17 protein-coding genes are annotated in these 17,459 nt (G+C 65.6%); 5 read left to right on the plus strand and 12 right to left on the minus strand.

Annotated elements, in window-relative coordinates; translation table 11 throughout:
• Positions 1-2: 2 nt before the first annotated feature.
• Genes K5Q19_RS01840 through K5Q19_RS01865 form a run of 6 tightly spaced genes read right to left on the minus strand, consistent with a single transcriptional unit; the run spans position 3 to position 3,604 of the window.
• Positions 3-293, minus strand: a complete 291-nt coding sequence (locus K5Q19_RS01840) for a c-type cytochrome (RefSeq protein WP_292940410.1) — start codon at positions 291-293, stop codon at positions 3-5.
• Positions 290-760 (minus strand): cytochrome c, encoded by a 471-nt coding sequence (locus K5Q19_RS01845; protein WP_292940413.1) that lies wholly within the window; start codon positions 758-760, stop codon positions 290-292. The genes K5Q19_RS01840 and K5Q19_RS01845 overlap by 4 nt, the downstream gene beginning before the upstream one ends.
• On the minus strand, positions 760-1,335 hold the full coding sequence (locus K5Q19_RS01850) for a methylamine dehydrogenase light chain (protein WP_292940416.1): 576 nt from the start codon (positions 1,333-1,335) through the stop codon (positions 760-762). Before K5Q19_RS01850 ends, K5Q19_RS01845 begins: the two co-directional genes overlap by 1 nt.
• A 3-nt stretch (positions 1,336-1,338) precedes the next feature.
• Positions 1,339-1,938 (minus strand): methylamine dehydrogenase, encoded by a 600-nt coding sequence (locus K5Q19_RS01855; protein WP_292940419.1) that lies wholly within the window; start codon positions 1,936-1,938, stop codon positions 1,339-1,341.
• Positions 1,935-2,423 carry a MauE/DoxX family redox-associated membrane protein gene (locus tag K5Q19_RS01860; RefSeq protein WP_292940422.1) on the minus strand — a complete coding sequence of 163 codons (489 nt, stop codon included), beginning with the start codon at positions 2,421-2,423 and terminating at the stop codon, positions 1,935-1,937. Before K5Q19_RS01860 ends, K5Q19_RS01855 begins: the two co-directional genes overlap by 4 nt.
• Positions 2,423-3,604, minus strand: a complete 1,182-nt coding sequence (locus K5Q19_RS01865) for an amine dehydrogenase large subunit (protein WP_292940425.1) — start codon at positions 3,602-3,604, stop codon at positions 2,423-2,425. The genes K5Q19_RS01860 and K5Q19_RS01865 overlap by 1 nt, the downstream gene beginning before the upstream one ends.
• A 154-nt stretch (positions 3,605-3,758) precedes the next feature.
• Here K5Q19_RS01865 and K5Q19_RS01870 point away from each other — a divergent pair, with 154 nt between their 5' ends.
• Positions 3,759-4,409 carry a TetR/AcrR family transcriptional regulator gene (locus K5Q19_RS01870; RefSeq protein WP_292940428.1) on the plus strand — a complete coding sequence of 217 codons (651 nt, stop codon included), beginning with the start codon at positions 3,759-3,761 and terminating at the stop codon, positions 4,407-4,409.
• On the opposite strand, the gene K5Q19_RS01875 is transcribed toward K5Q19_RS01870, so the two are convergent.
• From K5Q19_RS01875 to K5Q19_RS01885, 3 genes are read right to left on the minus strand one after another with little or no spacing between them, the layout of a single operon-like run.
• Positions 4,406-5,866, minus strand: coding sequence for an aldehyde dehydrogenase family protein (locus K5Q19_RS01875; RefSeq protein WP_292940431.1), 1,461 nt, complete (start codon positions 5,864-5,866; stop codon positions 4,406-4,408). The two genes, K5Q19_RS01870 and K5Q19_RS01875, sit on opposite strands and share 4 nt — an antisense overlap.
• 8 nt (positions 5,867-5,874) lie before the next feature.
• The gene (locus K5Q19_RS01880; RefSeq protein ID WP_292940434.1) at positions 5,875-7,200 is read right to left on the minus strand and encodes a glutamine synthetase family protein; all 1,326 of its coding nucleotides are present in this window, start codon (positions 7,198-7,200) and stop codon (positions 5,875-5,877) included.
• 11 nt (positions 7,201-7,211) lie between these two features.
• Entirely contained in the window at positions 7,212-8,477 is a 1,266-nt protein-coding gene (locus tag K5Q19_RS01885; protein ID WP_292940437.1) for a cytochrome P450, read from the minus strand.
• Positions 8,478-8,621: 144 nt separating this feature from the next.
• Here K5Q19_RS01885 and K5Q19_RS01890 point away from each other — a divergent pair, with 144 nt between their 5' ends.
• A complete protein-coding gene (locus K5Q19_RS01890; RefSeq protein ID WP_292940440.1) occupies positions 8,622-9,476 on the plus strand; it encodes a 3,4-dihydroxyphenylacetate 2,3-dioxygenase in 855 nt (284 codons plus the stop codon).
• 962 nt (positions 9,477-10,438) lie between these two features.
• Here the strand turns inward: K5Q19_RS01890 and K5Q19_RS01895 are convergent.
• Positions 10,439-11,272: a type 1 glutamine amidotransferase gene (locus tag K5Q19_RS01895; protein WP_292940443.1), complete on the minus strand. Its 834-nt coding sequence runs from the start codon at positions 11,270-11,272 to the stop codon at positions 10,439-10,441.
• Positions 11,273-11,287: 15 nt separating this feature from the next.
• Entirely contained in the window at positions 11,288-12,274 is a 987-nt protein-coding gene (locus K5Q19_RS01900; protein WP_292940446.1) for an AraC family transcriptional regulator, read from the minus strand.
• Between the two features lie 211 nt (positions 12,275-12,485).
• On the opposite strand from K5Q19_RS01900, the gene K5Q19_RS01905 reads away from it, so the two are divergent.
• The 3 genes from K5Q19_RS01905 to gabT are packed head-to-tail and all read left to right on the plus strand — an operon-like array spanning position 12,486 to position 16,386.
• Positions 12,486-13,661, plus strand: a complete 1,176-nt coding sequence (locus K5Q19_RS01905; RefSeq protein ID WP_292940448.1) for a hypothetical protein — start codon at positions 12,486-12,488, stop codon at positions 13,659-13,661.
• A 23-nt stretch (positions 13,662-13,684) separates the two neighbouring features.
• Positions 13,685-15,094 (plus strand): NAD-dependent succinate-semialdehyde dehydrogenase, encoded by a 1,410-nt coding sequence (locus tag K5Q19_RS01910; protein WP_292940450.1) that lies wholly within the window; start codon positions 13,685-13,687, stop codon positions 15,092-15,094.
• Entirely contained in the window at positions 15,091-16,386 is a 1,296-nt protein-coding gene (gabT, locus tag K5Q19_RS01915; protein ID WP_292940453.1) for a 4-aminobutyrate--2-oxoglutarate transaminase, read from the plus strand. Before K5Q19_RS01910 ends, gabT begins: the two co-directional genes overlap by 4 nt.
• A 24-nt stretch (positions 16,387-16,410) precedes the next feature.
• On the opposite strand, the gene K5Q19_RS01920 is transcribed toward gabT, so the two are convergent.
• The gene (locus tag K5Q19_RS01920; protein WP_292940456.1) at positions 16,411-17,427 is read right to left on the minus strand and encodes an AraC family transcriptional regulator; all 1,017 of its coding nucleotides are present in this window, start codon (positions 17,425-17,427) and stop codon (positions 16,411-16,413) included.
• Positions 17,428-17,459: the final 32 nt, after the last annotated feature.

A 17,459-nucleotide genomic window follows, 5' to 3' on the forward strand; every position in this document is an offset into this window, starting at 1 on the left:
GTCTAGCAGGACTGGCCCATTTTTAATCCGGTGCTACCGGCCGATCCGTGGCCCCTTTTATTCCCGGTGTTCTCAAAGCGCGCGACAATGCCGCGCATCGGCGGGTTGGACCGGGCGTCGCCGCTGCCATCGGGGCGGTGGCAGCCCTGGCACTTGAGCTGATAATCGGTACGCGCCTGATAGGCATCGCGCACACCGGGGATTGCCGCCTCATCCGCCCGGACCACAGCGCTGGCCGCGAGCGCGAGGCTCAGCGGAAGCGACATGGCAAGGGCAAGGCGGCCGGGCTTCATTGGCCGCCCGCTGCGGCGTGGAGCTTGCCAACATCCTGCGCGGAAAGCGTTGCGCCGCCAGCGCGGATGCCAGCGATCTCGGCTTCGGCGAAGGGCCTGAACTCGGGGCCGGTCTTGGCAATTTCGCTGCCGACGTGGTTGAGCACGGCGGCGACGGAGGCATCGTCAAGCGTGGCCTGCGCGGGCATCACCCCGGCATAGGGCTTGCCGCCAACCTTGATCGGACCGCTAACCCCGCGCGTCACGACCAGCGTGAGGTAGCGCCGACCGGCATCGCTGGCGGCCATCACGCGGAAGTCCTCGCCCAGCGGCGGGAACACGCCGGGCACACCGGCCCCGGTCTTCGTATGGCAGGCAGCGCATTTGCCGTAGATCGCGGCGCCATCGGGCGCGGCATGGACAGGGAGCGTGAGACCGGCCAGCGCCGCAGCGCCGGCAGCGGCGAGCGCGAGGAACGCGCCGCGCATCACTTCGCTGCCGGCAAGGCTACGCCGATGACCGCCGCCACCGAGCAGTTGTAGATCGAGCTCTCCGAGCCGAGGCACCAGTTGTAATCGTTGTTCGACTGCGGGCGGGCCTGCGGGCGATCGCCCTCGTTGCGGTTGCACAGACACTGGCCGCACGAAGAAACGCCGCAGCAATCGTTGTAGCTGATGACATAGGCGCGCCCATCGGCGGGGTTGGTGCAGGTGCCGATCCAGGTGATCGGGCTCATCTCGGTGCCCGGCGGGCAGGTGTTGACCGAACCGCCGCAGCACGAACAGAGGAACCCGTCGATCGCGCAGTAGCGCCAGTAATCGCACGATGACTGATCGCCGGGATCCTGCTCGAGGCCGGAAACGATGGGGGGGCGCGCCGCGCTGGGGCCATGGGGCCCGTGCGGAGCTTCCGGCGCAGGCGTCGCGGCGCGCGCCACCGGCAGCAGCGGGATCGAGGCCGCGCCCGTCATCCCGGCACCCAGCCAGGCAAGCAGCGAGCGGCGCGAGGTTCCCCGGGCGATCCCGCGCGCAAGGTTTTCAGTCAGCTTGTCGAAACGCGCCATGGATCAGGCCTCCTGAGGTGCTTGGCGGCGGGCGAGAAATTCCTGGATCGAAGCGACGCCCCGCTCCTTGGCCTCGAAGAGGCTTTCGAGATGTTCGCGGCTGTTGACGAGGCCCAGCGAGGCGACGCGGCCTTCCTCGTCGAGCAGCACGGCATAGGGCAGCTTGGAGACACCAAAGGCGCGCCCAAGCGCTTCGGAGAGGACCACTGGCATCGCCTCCAGCCCATGATCGCGCACCATCGCGAGATAACCGGGCTTGCCTCCGTCACCCGCCACCACGATATCGAGCCAGCCTGCTTCGGCGCGCGCTGCGCTGCGCACGATGGGGAGCAGCGATTTGCACATCGGGCAATCGGGCGAGGCGAAAAACAGCAGTTGGCTGCGGCCCTGCCGCTGGCCGCCGATGGCGACGCCGACGCCGTTCATGTCCGCCAATGTCATCGGCGTGGCCTTTTCACCGAGCGCGACCTTCTGGTGCAGCGTGAGCGCGCCGGCGGGGGCGATCCGTTCATGCAGGATGCCCACCTGACGCGCGAGCGCGGCGATCAGCAGGGCCTGGACGATCACCGCCGTCCACAGCAAGATCTGGCTAGTCAGCATCATGCAGCTTTCCAATGAGCCGCGGGGATGGCGATGAGTTCGCTTGCCCCGAGGTAGAGTGCGAGAAGCCCGGCCGCCGCGAAAGGCGCATCGAGCGTGAACGGCGCTTCGGGCAGGACCGCGATGATCCCGGCGAGAACGGCAAGTCCTGCCGCGCGCAGCACGAGCGCGGTGGTGACAGGCTTGCTGCGCGCAGCAAGGTCGCAGCCGCAGTCCAGCGTTTCACCCCGGTGGCAGGCGAGGGCGAGTGCGTATGCGCCCCAGACGAGCGCAGCGATGACAGCGCCGGCCGTGCGCAATTGCGGGACGATGAGGCAGCCTGCAGCAACAAGCTCGAGCGTGCCCGCATGGATCAACAGAAGCTGCGCCGGAACCGGGCTGATGCCTGTCAGCCGGGACGTCGCCTCGATCATCCGCACCCGAGAGAGCGCCTTGTGCAGCGCCGAAGCGGCCAGCAATGCCGCGCAGAAGAGAGCCAGGGCGGCCATCACGGCACCTGGATCAGGATCGGATTGGCGGCGACCGTGGCACCCAGCGACCGCACGAAGGCACCGCTTGCCGCATCATAGATATCGATCGCACCGCTTGCCTGCGCGGCGACGAGATGCGGCGTGCTTTCCTTGGTGACCGCGATGGCAAGCGTCTGGCCCTTCAGCGGAATGCGCAAGGTGCGCGCCTTCTTGGCTGGATCGACCACCCAGACTTCGGTGCCGCCGTCCTTGTGGCTGCCTTCCTTGCCATAGGGGCTCATCAGCACATAGAGCTTGCCGGACGCATCAGCGTTGATCACCTGCCAGCCGCCGGGGCGCCATTCGGGCGCGCCGCCTTCGGCTGTGCCCACGCTGAACGAGCCGGGCAGCGGCCTTGCCACTGTGCCGGAAAGGTCGAAGCCCTGGATCATGCCGTGGAAGCTGACGAACCACGCGGTCGTGCCGACCATGGCCGGGGTGCCGAACAGCGCCTGATTGTCGATATCCTGCACCTTGGGCACCGACTTCGACGAAGCGGCGGCGCCGTTTGCATCGAGCGTCACGCTGAACAGCGAGCCATCGGCGCAGAGGCTGGCGAAGCCGCGCGGCCCGGTCGGGTAGATCTGCGAGCAGCCGGGCAGGTCGATCTCGCCCAGCACCTTGCGGGCATCGAGATCGACCACGGTGACCGACTGCGCCGGGGTGAAGTTCGCGATCAGTGCCCACTTGCCGCCATTGGTGAGCTGAAACAGGTGCGGATAGGTGACCGACTGCTGGCGCTTGCCACCAGGGAGCACAATCTCGCCCTTGGGCTGCAGGGTTGCCATGTCCCACACGGTGATCGCATCGGTCCGCTCGCCGCGGGTGAGGCGGCTGTAGAACGTCTCGGCGGTGTAGATCTCGCCCTTGTCTTTGGCGATCAGCGCATTGGCGAACTGCGCCGCGCGGACAAGGCCCTTGAGCGGCTGCACCGGATTGGCCGTGTCCACCACCGCAAGGCGGCCATCGACGATCGCGTTGAAATGGAAATCGTGGATCGCAACCCAGCTTGACGGCCAGGTTGCCGGAAGCTTGGTGACGCTGGGCAGGCTCTCTTCCGCGAGCGGCTGCGGGAAACGGTTCTCGGCGGCCGCAGCGGGCGAGGCCAGCACCGCGCAGAGGCACAGAGCAGATGCGAAAACGGGTGCGATCAATCGCATTCTATTCCCCTTTCAAAACGGGCGGACCCCGCTTTCCCTTCCGCAAGATGGCCCCGCGGGCATAAAATTGTCAACTGTCCTAAATTGGACGTTGGACATAAATTCGACTTGGGTTAGGTTTATCGCATGGCACTTCGCCCTGCCGGAGATTGACATGGACGCTATCCCGAAGCTGGTCACCGACCTCCTCATGCCCGATCGTGATGGCGGCTATGCCAAGGGTTATGAGACGCGCGAGCTGATCCTTCGCACCGCGCTCTACATCCTGATCGAAGAGGGCTACCGGGCCATGTCGATGCGGCGGATCGCGGCGGCTTGCGGCATGCGCCTTGGCAACCTCACCTATCACTACCCCACGCGCGAGGATCTCGTGCGCGAGCTGCTCAATGCGGTGATCAGCAGCTACGAAGTCGAGTTCGGGGCGATTGTCCATGCCCCCGGCCTCGCTCCGGAAGAACGCCTGACACGGCTGTGCAGCCTCATCATCGAGGACATCGGCAGCAAGAAGACCACGCGCCTGTTCCCCGAGCTCTGGGCGCTCGCCAACCATGATGCCTTCGTCTACGAACGCGTCCACGAACTTTATGACCGCGCCCGCGCGCCGCTGGTCGAGATCATCGCGGAAATGCGGCCCGATCTGCCGGAAGAGGCGCGGCTGGACCTTGCGCTGTTCATCTCGGCCTCGATGGAGGGCCTCACCGTTTTCGCCGGCTATCAGATGCCGTTTGCCCAGCGCATGCCGGCGGTGGAGCACATCGCGGTGCGCTCCTTCATCGATATCGTGCGCAGTTTCAATCCGGCCTAGGCCACGCTGCCCTCGAGGATCTGCAGCGTCTTGAGGTCGGAGTGGAAGTCGAGCGCATAGTCGCCGCCCTCGCGCCCGATCCCTGAGATACCGATCCCGCCGAACGGGGCGGTAAGGTCGCGCACGAGGAAGGTATTGACCCACACCGTACCGCCGCGCACCGTGCGGCCGACGCGCTGGGCGCGTTCTTCGCTGCCGGTGTAGACGATGCCGGAAAGGCCATAGGCGGTCGAATTGGCGAGGGCGACCCCTTCGGCTTCATCCCTGAAGGTCTGGAAGGTGAGGACGGGGCCGAAGACCTCGTGCTGGACGACTTCGCTATGGTTGTCCTTCGGCACGATCAGCGTCGGTTCGATCCAGTTCGCGCCTTCCTTGAAACGCTTGCCGCCGCGCACGATGGTGTCGCCTGCCGCCCGCGCGCGGTCGATGAAACCGAGGACGCGCTCCGCATGGACGGGGTGGATGAGGGCCGACATGGTGGTCGCGGGATCGCGGCTGTCGCCCATGACATGGGCGTCCGTGTAGGCGTGGAACTTTTCGAGGAACGCGTCCTTGATGCTGTCCTCGACGATGATGCGGGTGCCGGCCATGCAGACCTGGCCGCTGTCGTCGAACTGACCGGCGGCCTTCTTTGCGGCGGCGTCGATATCGGCGTCGGCAAAGACAAGGAGCGGGGATTTGCCGCCTAGTTCGGCGGTGAAGGGGACAATGTTTTCCGCCGCCGCCTTGCCGATGATCCGCGCGGTGGGGACCGAGCCGGTGAAGCTGATGCGCTTGATGCGCGGATCGGAGGTGAGCGCGTTGCCGAGTTCGGCGCCGAGGCCCTGCACGATATTGAACACGCCAGCCGGGAAACCGGCTTCTGCGATCAGGTCGGCGAGGACCGAGGCGGAAAGCGGCGACCAGTCGGCGGGCTTGAGGATCACGGTATTGCCCGCCGCGAGGGCAGGGGCGCACTTCCATGTCGAGAGCATGAAGGGCGCGTTCCACGGTGTGATGATCAGCGCGGGACCGGCGGGCATGCGGATGACGCGGTTCAAGGTGCCGCGCGAAGACCAGACGCGTTCCTCGTGGTTGGTCGCAAGATCCGCGTAGTTGCGGAAGTTTGCCGCGCCGCGCAAGATCACGCGCAGGCGCAAGCTTTCGAGCAGCATGCCCATGTCGAGGCATTCGACCATGGCGAGCTTTTCGACATTGGCTTCGATGAGGTCCGCCAGCCGGTGTAGATAGGCGCCGCGTTCCGCCGCCGTCAGCGCGGCCCATGCCGGAAATGCTGCAGTCGCTGCCTCTGCAGCAAGTGCGGCGGTCTGGGCATCGCCGCGCGCTATATCGGCGAGCTTGCGGTCCCAATCGAAGGGGCAGCGGGTCTCGAAGGTTTCGGGCGAGCTGACCCGCTTGCCGCCGATGAAATGGTCGGGCGAGACGGATACGCCGTCGATATCGATGCGGCCTGTCATGGTTGCTCTCAAATGAAGTGCAGGTAGTAGGCGGTCTGCTCTTCAGCCGACTTGCCTTCGAGAATGCGGACTTCCTCGCGCTTGATCGCGATGAAGTTGTCGACCAGTTCCTGCCCGATTGCGGCGGAGAGCACGGTATCGGCCTCCAGCGCATCAAGCGCGGCGCCAAGATCGTGGGGCGTGTGGCGATCGGTGCTGATCGTCTCGAGCCCGTCGTTCACTTCCTCGGGCGGCAGTTCATAGCCGTTTTCGAGGCCAAGCAGACCTGCCTGCAGCATGGCGGCCATCGCGAAATAGGGGCTCGCGGCGCAATCGGCCATGCGGTGCTCGATGCGCGCGGCGGGGCCGGTTTCGGCCGAGACGCGCACCGTCACGCTGCGGTGGTCGATGCCCCAGTTGGCCCAGTAGCCCGAAAGACTGGCGGGTTGCAGGCGAGCATAGCTCTGGGTGATCGGGGCCATGATCGCCGAGAGCGCTTCATGGTGCTGCAGCATGCCGGCGATGGCGCCTTGCATGGTGGGCGAAAGATTGCCGCTGGCGACATCATTCGCGAAAACGTTGCTGCCATCGGCGTCGAGGAAGCTGAGGTTGAAGTGCAGGCCGCTGCCGCTCTTCTCGGCAAAGGGCTTGGGCAGGAACGAGAGCAGGTAGCCGCGCTTGTAGAGCACTTCGCGCGCCATCTGGCGGAACAGGAAGGCATCGTCCGCCGCCTTCATCGCATCGGCATAGCGCAAAGTAAGCTCGAACTGCGGTGCGTCATATTCGGCGTTGATGGATTCGATGGGGATGCCGCAGGCCGCTGCCGTGGCCCAGACTTCTTCGATCAGGCCGGCGGGATCGGCGAATGGCCCGGTGCCGTAAACAAACGCGCCGGGCGTGTCATAGGGGACCCACGAGCCATCCGCGCCGCGCTGGAAGACATAGGCTTCCATCTCGATGCCGACCATCGGATCGAGCCCGCGTGCACGCCACGCCTCGATCGCGCGCTGCAATGCACTGCGGCCGCACAGCGCGAAGGGTTCGCCCTGAAAGCGCAGGGCTCCCAGGGCGATCTGGGTGTTCGCTTCCCACGAGGGACGCAGGGCTGCGGGATCGAAGGTGACTTCCATGTCCGGCAGGCCGGTGAGCAGGCCGCCGCCGGGGGCTGCCACAAGTTGCCGGTCATAGGTCACGGCATAAGTGCCGACACACATGCGGGCATGGCCCTTGTGGGCCTCGCTCATCGGCACATATTTGCCGCGCGCGAGATTGAGCTGGTCGGCAAGGAGAATGCGGCAGCGCTCAAAGGTTTCGGCGCGCACTTGTCCCGGTTCGATTTTCGACATGCGGTTCATTTCTCTCCCCTTCAGCGCGCCGTTACGCGTACCGGCAAATGCTTTATGCCGTGAATGAAATTGCTGCGCAAAAAGGCGTGGTCGCTGACCTGTTCGATGCCGGTCAGCCGCTTGGCCAGTTCCTGCATGACGATGGCAACCTCGAGCTTGGCCAGCCACATGCCGAGGCAGATATGCGGGCCGCCCTGGCCGAACGAGAGGAAGGGATTGCGCTCGCGCCCCAGGTCGATGCGGTAGGGATCGGGGATGGCGGTCTCGTCGCGGTTGCCGGCGATGAACCACAGCAGCACCTTGTCGCCTTCGCGCACCTCTTTGCCCTGAAAGGTGAAATCGCGCGTCGCGGTGCGGCGGAAGTGGGTGGTGGGGGAGGCATAGCGGATCATCTCGTCCGCCGCGCCTTCCCAGCTCGCGAAATCGCCGCTCTGCAGGCGCTTCAGCAGCGCCGGGTCGTTGGCGAGCGCATGGATCGTCGCCGAGATCGAATAGCGTGTCGTGTCGTTCCCCGCCGCCACCAGCAGGCAGAAGAAGTTGCGGAACTCGTCGCGCGACATCTGCGTGCCGCTGTTGGTGGGCTGGCGCACGAGATTGAGCACGCCGATCTGCTCGCCCGCATCCATCCGGTCGAGCAGCCCGTTCGCATAATCGAACAGGTCCATCGCGGCGGGCGAGCGGAACGGAAGCATGCGGTAGGCATCGCTATCGAGCTGATCGACGACGAAATCGGTGTAGTCCGGGTCCGCATTGGAGATCAGCGCATCGCCCTTTTCGACGAGCCACGGCCCGTCTTCCTGCGGCACGCCCATGATCTGCGCGAGCATCTGCATGGGGAGGCGCCGGGCGATGCGGTCGACCGCATCGAATTCGCCTTCTTCGAGCGCGACATCGAGCAGGTTCGTCACGATGCTGCGGATCTGGTCCTCGAACTGGGCGACGGTGCTTTTCGAGAAGGCCTTGGAGACCAGCGCGCGGAAGCCGCGGTGGTGCGGGGCGTCGGTTTCCTGGAAGGTCTTGCGCGCCTCGACTTCCTCGGGGCTCTGGTCTTCCATGCGAATGCCGCGTGCGGAAGAGAGGAGATCGGCCTGCCGGTTGAGCTCGAGCAAGTCGGCATGGCGGGTGACCGACCAGAAGCCCGTCTCGCCGCTCGTCATTTCGGACCATGCCATCGGCTCTTCGCGGCGCATGCGCTCGAAGGTTGCGAAGGGGGCGCCTTCATTGAAGGCGTCGAGCGAGGACAGATCGACGTGCGGGTCGGCCTGGCGCGAAAATGCAAAGGGCATGCAGAACCTCTCCTGTTCGCTTGTCGTGCTAGTCTCGGGCCGGGGATGGGACTTGGCATAACCGGACAGAGTGGGGCGGGGGCCTTCTGATCAGCGCGCGGCGGGCCTATTGAGGCGGGGTCAGCAATCGCAGGGAGCCGCAACATGGGCGAAATCATCGGAGCAGGGCTGGTCGCGCACGCGCCGACGATCATGATGTCGGAAGCGGATCGCTACGAGCTGAACGAGGGCAAGGAAATCAGCCTTGTGCCGGGGCTCCACCGGCTGAAGCGCGAAGTGCTCGATGTGCTGAAGCCCGATGTGATCGTGCTGTTCGATACGCACTGGTTCACCATCGTCGAGTTCTGCATCGCCGCCCATGCGCGCCGTACCGGGCGCTATACCTCGGACGAATTGCCGCGCGGTATGAAGCAGATCCCCTACGATATTCCCGGCTGCCCCGAGCTTGCCTTCGCGATGGCTGAGCGCGCGACCGAGCACGGGGTGCGCACGACGGCGAACGATGATCCCTACCTCCCGATGCACTACCCCACGGTCAATCTCTCGACCTTTCTACAAGGCGAGGAGAAGTGGATTTCGGTGAGCCACGCCTATTCGGCCGAGCCGCACAATTTCCTCGGCGTCGGCGCGGGCATCGGGCAGGCGATCCGCGAATCCGACAAGCGCGTGGTGCTGATCGCGAGCGGTTCGATGAGCCACCGCTTCTGGCCCTTCGACCAGATCGCGCAGCATGAGGCATCGGACCCGATCCACATTTCCTCTGCGGAAGCGCGCGAGGCAGACCTTGAACGCCTGCGCTGGTTTGCGGAAGGCAACCACGCGGCGGTGATCGACACGATGCCGGACTATCTGCGCCATGCGCCCGAAGCGCGTTTCGGCCACTACCTGATGATGGCGGCGGCCTGCGGGGGGCACGAATGGAAGGCGAAGGGGCGCCAGTTTTCGGACTACGAGAACGCGACCGGGACCAGCCAGGTGCATGTGTGGTTTGATATGTAGGGTCGCCAGCGCGTCCCGCTTTTGTTGCTCGTCGCCCGGGCTTGATCTGCGGTCCCGCTTGGAATGCGGGCGCGGTGGTTGCGGCTCTGGATTCCCGCCTGCGCGGGAATGACGAGGTTTTTGAACGTGTCGGGGTTTGGTCACCACGGGCTTGGCTTGGGGTTCCGCTTGGATGGTCGGCGCGGCGGTTGCGGCGAGAAGCGGGACCCCGGATCAAGTCCGGGGTGACGGGGATGGTTGTTTTCCTCCAACCTTCGTCATTCCCGCGAACGCGGGAATCCAGAGCCCCAAAACGCCGCGCCTGCCGCTCTGGATTCCCGCCTGCGCGGGAATGACGAGGTGGTTGGCAGAGTGGTCTGAGCCTGTTGGATTTGGCGGCGCGGCGGCGCGGTGTTTGGGCAGGGAGGGTGATCGCGCGACCGGTGCGGCGCCTGCACTGGCGCTGCGGGGAGGACGTCGTGTTCCGCCTTGGTGCGAGTGGCCGGATGGGCAGAAGCGGTCCGGCGCAGCCTTCTCGTCGATCATGGCCCGGGACCGGGGTAGCGGCTCGCGTGCGTACCGGTCTTTGCTCGCATTCGGCCAGATGCCGATGGGAGCCATGATCTGCGTGCTGGCGCGGTAGTGTGCCTGGCCAAGGACTTGGGGGAGACCGCCCCACCTTGAACCCGCAGCCCGCACCGGTCGCGTTGGCGTTTCACGGCCAAAGGAGCGAGGGCGAGGCCGGCCTAGCCTGCTCCCGATCTGGGCGGGGTGTATAACCCATTTGGTTCGTTTTGTCAAGGGTTCTGATCGGAGGAGGCGTTGCTGGCCCACCCCCAGCCCCTCCCGCAAGCGGGAGGGGGATTGATGTGTGGTTGCAATCCCAAGCTTCGTCATTCCCGCGAAGGCGGGAATCCAGGGCGGCGGGCGCGGTGTGTGGGGCTCTGGATTCCCGCCTGCGCGGGAATGACGAGGCTTTGTTTTTAAAGGACTTTGGCTTCGATCCAGGCCAGAATTTCGGCGCGGCGGGTGCGGTTGTCGAGGACGTCTTCGTCGACGCCCAGCTGCCAGGCGAGGCCCGCGTTGGCAGGATCGGCGGCGAGGGCTTCGAGCTTGTCGCGGTAGGCGACCAGTTCCGCCATGTCGGCGAAGAAGCCCTGGGTGACCATGTCGTCGGCGTAGAGCGTGTAGAGCTGGACGAGCTGGGCGAGATCGAATTCGGGGTGGTATTGCACCGCCCAAACTTCGCTGTTCGCCAGCGGGATCACCGCCGCCTGAATTTCGCTGTGCGCGTTGGAGGCGAGCAGCGTCGCGCTTTCGGGCAGGCGGATCACTTCGTCGTAGTGGATACAGGGCGCGTCGAAGACCGGAGCCTTGCCCTTGAACATCGGGTGCGCGCGGCCAGCCTCGTTCAGCAGGATCTTGCGCGCAAAGCCCACTTCGCGGCCCTTGGGATTGAAGGCGACTTCTCCGCCTGCCGCGACGGCGGCGATCTGCAGGCCCCAGCAGGAACCGAAGATGGGAAGACCGGCCTCGGCGGCCTGCTTCAGGAGGTCGATCTGGTTCGTGACGGCAAATTCGGCGTCATAGGCATGGAGCGCCGAGCCGGTCACGACGAAGCCCGCGTAATCGGACCAGCTACGCCCGCCGGGGATCATCTCGCCCTCGTCGGCGCCGTTCAGCACGTCGAGCGCGATGTCCGGATAATGTGCGGCAATCGCCTCGATGTAGATTTCGCTCGAGGTGCGCACACCCAGTTCATGCGCGCGGGCGCGCTTGGGGGCGGTGTTGCCTTCGAGCAGCAGCAGTCGGGTCATGGCTTGTCCTGAAGATCAGTGCGCCGTGCTGGCGAGGTTCGCGCGGTAGGCCTGCGGGGAGACCCCGCTCCAGCGGTGGAAGGCGCGCGTGAAGTTGCTGTGTTCGGCATAGCCCAGCCTTAGCGCGATCTGCGCGATCGACAAATCGGGGCGGACGCGAAATTCGAACACCGCTTGCCGCATGCGGCATTCATCGAGCACTTGCTGGAACGAGGAGCCCTGTTCGGTCAGCTTGCGGCGAAGGGTGCGGCTCGACATGCCCATTTCGCGGGCGAAGCGCTCCTGCTCGATGGCGCAGGAATTGAGATCGCGCAGCACCATCTGGCTGAGGCGATCGACCAGCGGTGTCTCTCGCCGCTTGGTGACGATCGAGCGGGTGAGCTGGCGGACATCGCAGGCGCCCGGCTGCGCCGAAGGCAGTGCGAGATCGAGCAGCGCGGCGGGGAAGCGGATCTGGTTGGTATCGGCGCCGAACGTGCAGGGCGCGCAGACAACCTTGCCGATATCGCCACGCATCTCGTGGCTTTCGGCCTCGAACGCGAACTCGACCTTGTCCCATGCTCCCCGCGTCCCGCGCTTGAGGATCTGGCTGACGATGCCCAGCGTGAACATCGCATCGTGGTGGCGCGGCCAGATATCGGGATCGAGGATGCGGTAGCTGACCGAGGCCATGTCGTCCTCAAGGCCGAGGCGGATATCGGTGCAGTCCTGCAGCAGCGAGAAGTAGTCCACCAGCCGCCGCAACGCGGAGCCGACGCGCCCCGCCGAATTGATCGCATCGCCCAGCGGCCCCAGTGCGGCCAGATCGTAGTTGCCGCCGGCAAGCCAGGGGATCGCGACATCGCGGGTGCGGCTGACCACAGCTTCGGAAAACCGCACGAACTCGGCCAGCGGCATGGATTCCGGAGGCGGGCCATCGCCGAGCATCGGCGCGGCAAGCGTGTCTTCCAGAAAGCTTTCCCAGCCGTTCATTGCGGCGGCGCGGACGGTCGCTGGTGCCATGCTGTCTCCCCGGGGTGCACACATGCGCGTGCTCTTGTGATGGAAGGCTAAGCGATTCGGGGCAAACTGATATTGATCCAGATCATCAAAAGGTGATCGAAAAATTCACCAGCTTGGGCATGGACGCGGGCGCCGGAATGTCCGATCCTGCCAAGCGGGCACACCCTCGCCATGCAAGGGCACCGGGGACAGACGGGGAGACAGAGTGGACATGGCGAGAGCTACGCCGGCGCGGCGCGACATCGACGTCAATGGCTGGCCCGCGATCCTCTGCGCCGTGATCCTTGGCACGATCGGCGTGCTTTCGTTCATCATCCAGCCCGGGATCGTGCAAGGCTATGTTACGCAGCTGCAGGTGGACGAGGCGACTGCCGTCAACCTCGCCGGTGTCGAGATGCTGGGCGTTGCGCTGGCGACGATCTTCATGGCCGTGTGGGGCACGCGGATCAACTGGCGCTGGGTCGTGGCGGGCGGCCTGCTGATCGCGGCGGCGGGTGATCTGGCGTCGCTCGGTGCGCCGCTCGGCGGGCGTTTCGAGTTGGCGCGCTTCGTGGCGGGGCTGGGCGAAGGGACGATCACTTCGATCAGTTTCACCTTCGTCGGCGTCACCAATCGCGCCGAGCGCAATCTTGCGCTCTATCTCACCCTGCTGCTCACCTACGGCGCGTTCGGGCTTTGGTTTCTGCCCGATTTCCTTGGCAGCCATGGGCTCGATGCGATGTTCGTCGGCTTTGCCCTACTCTCGCTGGCCTCGCTCGCCACGCTATCGTTCCTCCCGCACGCCTATTCCGCGGAGGAAATGGTCAATCCCGAAGCGCGGCAACTGGCTGTGCCGATGCTGGTGATCGCGCTGGCCGGGGTGCTGGCCTACAATATTGCGCAGGGGATCGCCTGGGCTGTGCTGTTCCTTGTCGGCATCGGCGCGGGCCTTCCCGAGCAATCGGTGGCAGATGCGCTGTTCCTGTCGCAGATCCTTGCCGTTGGCGGCGCGCTCGCTTCGGTGTTCCTCGCCGGCCGCGTGAACCGCAACGGCGCGATCGCGTTCGGCATCCTTGCGGGCGCGGCGAGCATTGCCCTCCTGATCGGCAAGCCCAGCCTGACCCTGTTCGTGATCGGCGTCTGCGGGTTCAACGTGCTGTGGAACTTCGTGCTGCCGTTTATCCTTGGCCGCGTCTGCGATTTCGACGAGACCGGGCGGATGATGTCGTTCGCGATCATGATGCAGATGATCGGCCTTGGCGGCGGTCCGCTGATTGCTGCGCAGCTGCTGGATGGCAGCGGCTACCGTTCGGCCGAATTGCTCTGCGTTGCGCTGTTCATCGTCAGCTATGCGCTGCTGCTGGTTCCCATTCGCAAGCATCAGGCGCTATCCGCGCTGCCAGCTTGATATCGTTTCAAGAGGAGTCGTCCGTGTTTGCAACCGTGCCAGAGGGCACCGGCCTCGCTGTCCACAATCCCGCCACCGGCGCACTGATCGCGACCGTGCGCGACTATGCACCTGCGGAAATCAGCGCGATCATTGATGCCGCCGATGCCGCCCGTCCCACCTGGGCGACTGAAACCGCCAAGGCCCGCGCGGCGGTGCTGCGCCGCTGGTACGGCCTCATCATGGAGCGGCAGGAGGAGCTTGCAGCGCTCATCACCGCCGAATGCGGCAAGCCGCTGGCCGAAGCGCGCGGTGAAGTGGCCTATGGCGCCTCGTTCATCGAATGGTTCGCCGAGGAAGCCAAGCGCGCCTATGGCGAGACGGTTCCGACCTTCGCGGCAGGCAAGCGCGTGCTGACGATCAAGCAGCCTGTGGGGACCTGCGCCGCGATCACGCCGTGGAATTTCCCGATCGCGATGATCACCCGCAAGGTGGGTCCGGCGCTGGCGGCGGGGTGCTCGATTGTGGTGAAACCCGCCGAAGCGACGCCGCTTTCGGCGCTGGCACTGGAGACTTTGGCACGCGAGGCGGGGGTGCCGGCGGACGTGTTCCGCGTGACGCCCTCGAACGATCCGGCGGCTGTCGGCACGCTGTTCTGCCGCCATCCCAAGGTGCGCAAGCTGAGCTTCACCGGCTCGACACGCGTCGGCAAGATCCTGATGGCGCAGGCGGCGGAGAACGTGACGCGGCTGAGCCTTGAGCTGGGCGGCAATGCGCCGTTCATCGTGTTTGACGATGCCGATCTCGATGCTGCGGCTGATGGCCTGATGGCGAGCAAGTTCCGCAACGCCGGGCAGACCTGCGTCTGCGCCAACCGCGTGCTGGTGCAGGATGGGGTTTATGATGCCTTTGTCGAACGCCTTCGCGCCAAGGTCGCCGCGTTGGTCGTCGGCGATGGAGCGGCGCCGGGCACGACCATTGGCCCGCTGATCAACGCGGCAGCGGTGGATAAGGTGGAGAGCCTTGTCGCCGACGCGCTGGCAGGCGGCGCGAGCGCGCTGATGGGCGGAAATCGCTCCAACGCCGGGGCGGGGTTCTTCGAGCCGACCGTGCTTGCCGGCGTGACGGCGCAAATGGCCATTGCCAGTTCCGAAATCTTCGGCCCGGTCGTCCCGCTGATCCGCTTCAAGGATGAGGACGAGGCCGTAGAGATCGCCAACGACACGCCCTTCGGGCTCGCCGCTTATTTCTTCGCGCGTGATCTGGGGCGCGTGTGGCGGGTGATGGAAGCGCTCGAATACGGGATGGTGGGCGTCAACGACGGCATCATCTCCACCGAAGTCGCGCCGTTTGGCGGCATCAAGCAATCCGGGCTCGGCCGCGAGGGATCGCGCCATGGCCTCGATGAATATCTCGAACTCAAATACTGCCTCATGGGAGGAATTGGCCGATGACCACCAATCAGGACCTTTGGGCCCGCCGCGAAGCCGCTGTTCCGCGCGGGGTCTCCTCGATCCACGCGCGCTTCTTCGAGCGCGGGGCGAATGCCGAAGCGTTTGACGCGGAAGGCAACCGCTACATCGATTTCGCGACCGGCATTGCGGTGTGCAACACCGGCCATTCGGACCCGCGCATCGTCGATGCGGTGAAGCGGCAGCTCGATCAGTTCTCGCACTGCTCGTTCCAGGTGACGCCTTACGAGAGCTACATTTCGCTGGCCGAGCAGCTGAATGAAGCGGCGCCCATCGAAGGGCCGGTCAAGACGATCTTCCTGACGACCGGCGCGGAAGCGCTTGAGAACGCGGTGAAGATCGCGCGCATGGCGACCGGACGGCGCGGCATCGTGACGTTCCAGGGCGGCTATCATGGCCGCACGCTGCTCACCCTCGCGATGACGGGCAAGGTGCTGCCCTACAAAGCCGGGTTCGGTCCGCTGCCGGGCGATGTGCACCATACGCGCTTCCCGATCCCCTATCATGGCTTTGACGAGAAGCAGGCGGTGGCGGGGCTGGAAGCCCTGTTCGCCTCGACCATCGAGCCGTCTGCCGTTGCGGCCATCGTGCTCGAGCCGGTGCTGGGCGAGGGCGGGTTCTACACCGCAAGCTATGCGTTCTTCCGCGCGCTGCGCGAGATTTGCGACAAGCACGGCATCCTGCTGATCGCCGACGAGGTCCAGTCGGGCTTCGCGCGGACGGGCAAGCTGTTCGCGATGGACTGGGTGCGTGAAGCGACCGGCGTAACGCCTGACATCATGACCATCGCCAAGGCCATGGCCGGTGGCTTCCCGATCTCGGGCGTGATGGGCCGCGCCGATATCATGGATGCGCCCGATGCGGGTGGGCTGGGTGGCACGTATGGCGGATCGCCGCTGGGCTGCGTGGCGGGGCTGGAAGTGCTCAAGATCATCAAGGAGGATAACCTCTGCGAACGCGCCGTCACCATCGGCAACACGATCAAGGGCACCCTGCGCGCGCTGCAACAGGGCGGCATGCGCACAATCGGCGATGTGCGCGGCCCGGGCGCGATGATTGCGATGGAACTGGTGCATGACGGTGATCCGGACAGGCCCAATCCTGAGCTGACCAAGGCGATCGTGCAGGAAGGAGCGAAGGACGGGCTGCTGCTGCTTTCGTGCGGCCTGCGCGGCAATGTCGTGCGCTTCCTGCCCGCGCTGACGATGCCCGATGACCTGCTCGGTGAGGCGATGGACCGGCTGACCGGCCTGATGCGGCGCGTGGCGAACTAACCGAATTGGAAATAGGGACTGTCCCTATTTCTGTGGTGTGACCTCGCCCTTGCGGTAGCGTCCGGGCGAGACACCGAAATGCCTTGCGAAAGCGCGGGTGAAGCTCGCGCTTTCGGCAAAGCCCACGTCGAGCGCGATGGCGCTGACATTGCGGCGGCTGGTGCGCAGCAGGCGCGCGGCGGTTTCCATGCGGTGGGCTGAAACCAGCGCGCGCCAGCCGCTGCCTTCGGCGGCGAGGCGGCGGTGCAGCGTCGGCACTGACAAGTCGAGCCGTGCCGCGACCTCTGCGAGTGGCGGCGGCGTATCGAGCGGCGCGGCCTCGATCAGCGCCTTGACCGCATCGGCGAGCGAGTCATTGCCCTCACGCCCCGCGAGGCGGCGCAAGTGTTCGTCGAGAATGGGATGCAGCGCCGGGCTGAGCACGCGGCCGCGCAGATCGAGATAGCGCGCCTCGATGGTCAGCGCGTTGCAATCCTGCTCGAAGAACACGTCGCAGCCGAAGTAGTCGCGGTAGCGCGCATAATCGCCCACGCGCTCGTGCTCGAAACGCACTTCGCTGAACTCGATCTCGCCGCCGGTGAACTGCCGGGCGAGGCTGACCATCGCGCCGATGGAGTATTCCGCGTCCTGCCGGCGGCGCGAGAGCGACTGATCGACCAGCCCATAGGCGAACGTTGCGCGCTTCCCCTCGTCGGTGAACTGGTGGCGACTGGCCTGCTGGAAGGTCGAGAGATAGCGCGAAAAGCTGGCGAACGCGGTCCTGAGATCAGGCGCGCTGAGGAACAGGAAGCTCAGTGGCCCGATGCTGTCAGACCCGGCGAGGCGCCCCGCATGCAGCCCGAAATGCGGATTGCGCACCAATGCCGCCGCTTCCTCGAAAAAGGCGAGGAAATGCGCGAGCGGGATCAGGCCTTCGGGGTCCTCGAGCATCTCGCGCGTCACAGCAATCTGCTCGAGCAGGCCGTTCGACGAGTGTCCGGTCAGCTCGACGCAGTTGGCGACGTGCCGCAGGAACTGCGCCGAGATGGTGGGCTCTGCCATGCGGGCAGCCTAGCAGTCACCCCGTAGCGGAC

It is taken from the genome of Novosphingobium sp. (assembly GCF_019748365.1).
GTDB lineage: Bacteria > Pseudomonadota > Alphaproteobacteria > Sphingomonadales > Sphingomonadaceae > Novosphingobium.

What these genes read in the sequence shown, in the direction of transcription:
- K5Q19_RS01895 (WP_292940443.1), bottom strand. Translation starts at nt 11,272, where the DNA reads ATGACCCGACTGCTGCTGCTCGAAGGCAACACCGCCCCCAAGCGCGCC.
- K5Q19_RS01855 (WP_292940419.1), bottom strand. Translation starts at nt 1,938, where the DNA reads ATGATGCTGACTAGCCAGATCTTGCTGTGGACGGCGGTGATCGTCCAG.
- K5Q19_RS01870 (WP_292940428.1), top strand. Translation starts at nt 3,759, where the DNA reads ATGGACGCTATCCCGAAGCTGGTCACCGACCTCCTCATGCCCGATCGT.
- K5Q19_RS01875 (WP_292940431.1), bottom strand. Translation starts at nt 5,866, where the DNA reads ATGACAGGCCGCATCGATATCGACGGCGTATCCGTCTCGCCCGACCAT.
- K5Q19_RS01850 (WP_292940416.1), bottom strand. Translation starts at nt 1,335, where the DNA reads ATGGCGCGTTTCGACAAGCTGACTGAAAACCTTGCGCGCGGGATCGCC.
- K5Q19_RS01880 (WP_292940434.1), bottom strand. Translation starts at nt 7,200, where the DNA reads ATGAACCGCATGTCGAAAATCGAACCGGGACAAGTGCGCGCCGAAACC.
- K5Q19_RS01890 (WP_292940440.1), top strand. Translation starts at nt 8,622, where the DNA reads ATGGGCGAAATCATCGGAGCAGGGCTGGTCGCGCACGCGCCGACGATC.
- K5Q19_RS01840 (WP_292940410.1), bottom strand. Translation starts at nt 293, where the DNA reads ATGAAGCCCGGCCGCCTTGCCCTTGCCATGTCGCTTCCGCTGAGCCTC.
- K5Q19_RS01885 (WP_292940437.1), bottom strand. Translation starts at nt 8,477, where the DNA reads ATGCCCTTTGCATTTTCGCGCCAGGCCGACCCGCACGTCGATCTGTCC.
- K5Q19_RS01905 (WP_292940448.1), top strand. Translation starts at nt 12,486, where the DNA reads ATGGCGAGAGCTACGCCGGCGCGGCGCGACATCGACGTCAATGGCTGG.
- K5Q19_RS01865 (WP_292940425.1), bottom strand. Translation starts at nt 3,604, where the DNA reads ATGCGATTGATCGCACCCGTTTTCGCATCTGCTCTGTGCCTCTGCGCG.
- K5Q19_RS01860 (WP_292940422.1), bottom strand. Translation starts at nt 2,423, where the DNA reads ATGGCCGCCCTGGCTCTCTTCTGCGCGGCATTGCTGGCCGCTTCGGCG.
- K5Q19_RS01920 (WP_292940456.1), bottom strand. Translation starts at nt 17,427, where the DNA reads ATGGCAGAGCCCACCATCTCGGCGCAGTTCCTGCGGCACGTCGCCAAC.
- K5Q19_RS01845 (WP_292940413.1), bottom strand. Translation starts at nt 760, where the DNA reads ATGCGCGGCGCGTTCCTCGCGCTCGCCGCTGCCGGCGCTGCGGCGCTG.
- gabT (WP_292940453.1), top strand. Translation starts at nt 15,091, where the DNA reads ATGACCACCAATCAGGACCTTTGGGCCCGCCGCGAAGCCGCTGTTCCG.
- K5Q19_RS01900 (WP_292940446.1), bottom strand. Translation starts at nt 12,274, where the DNA reads ATGGCACCAGCGACCGTCCGCGCCGCCGCAATGAACGGCTGGGAAAGC.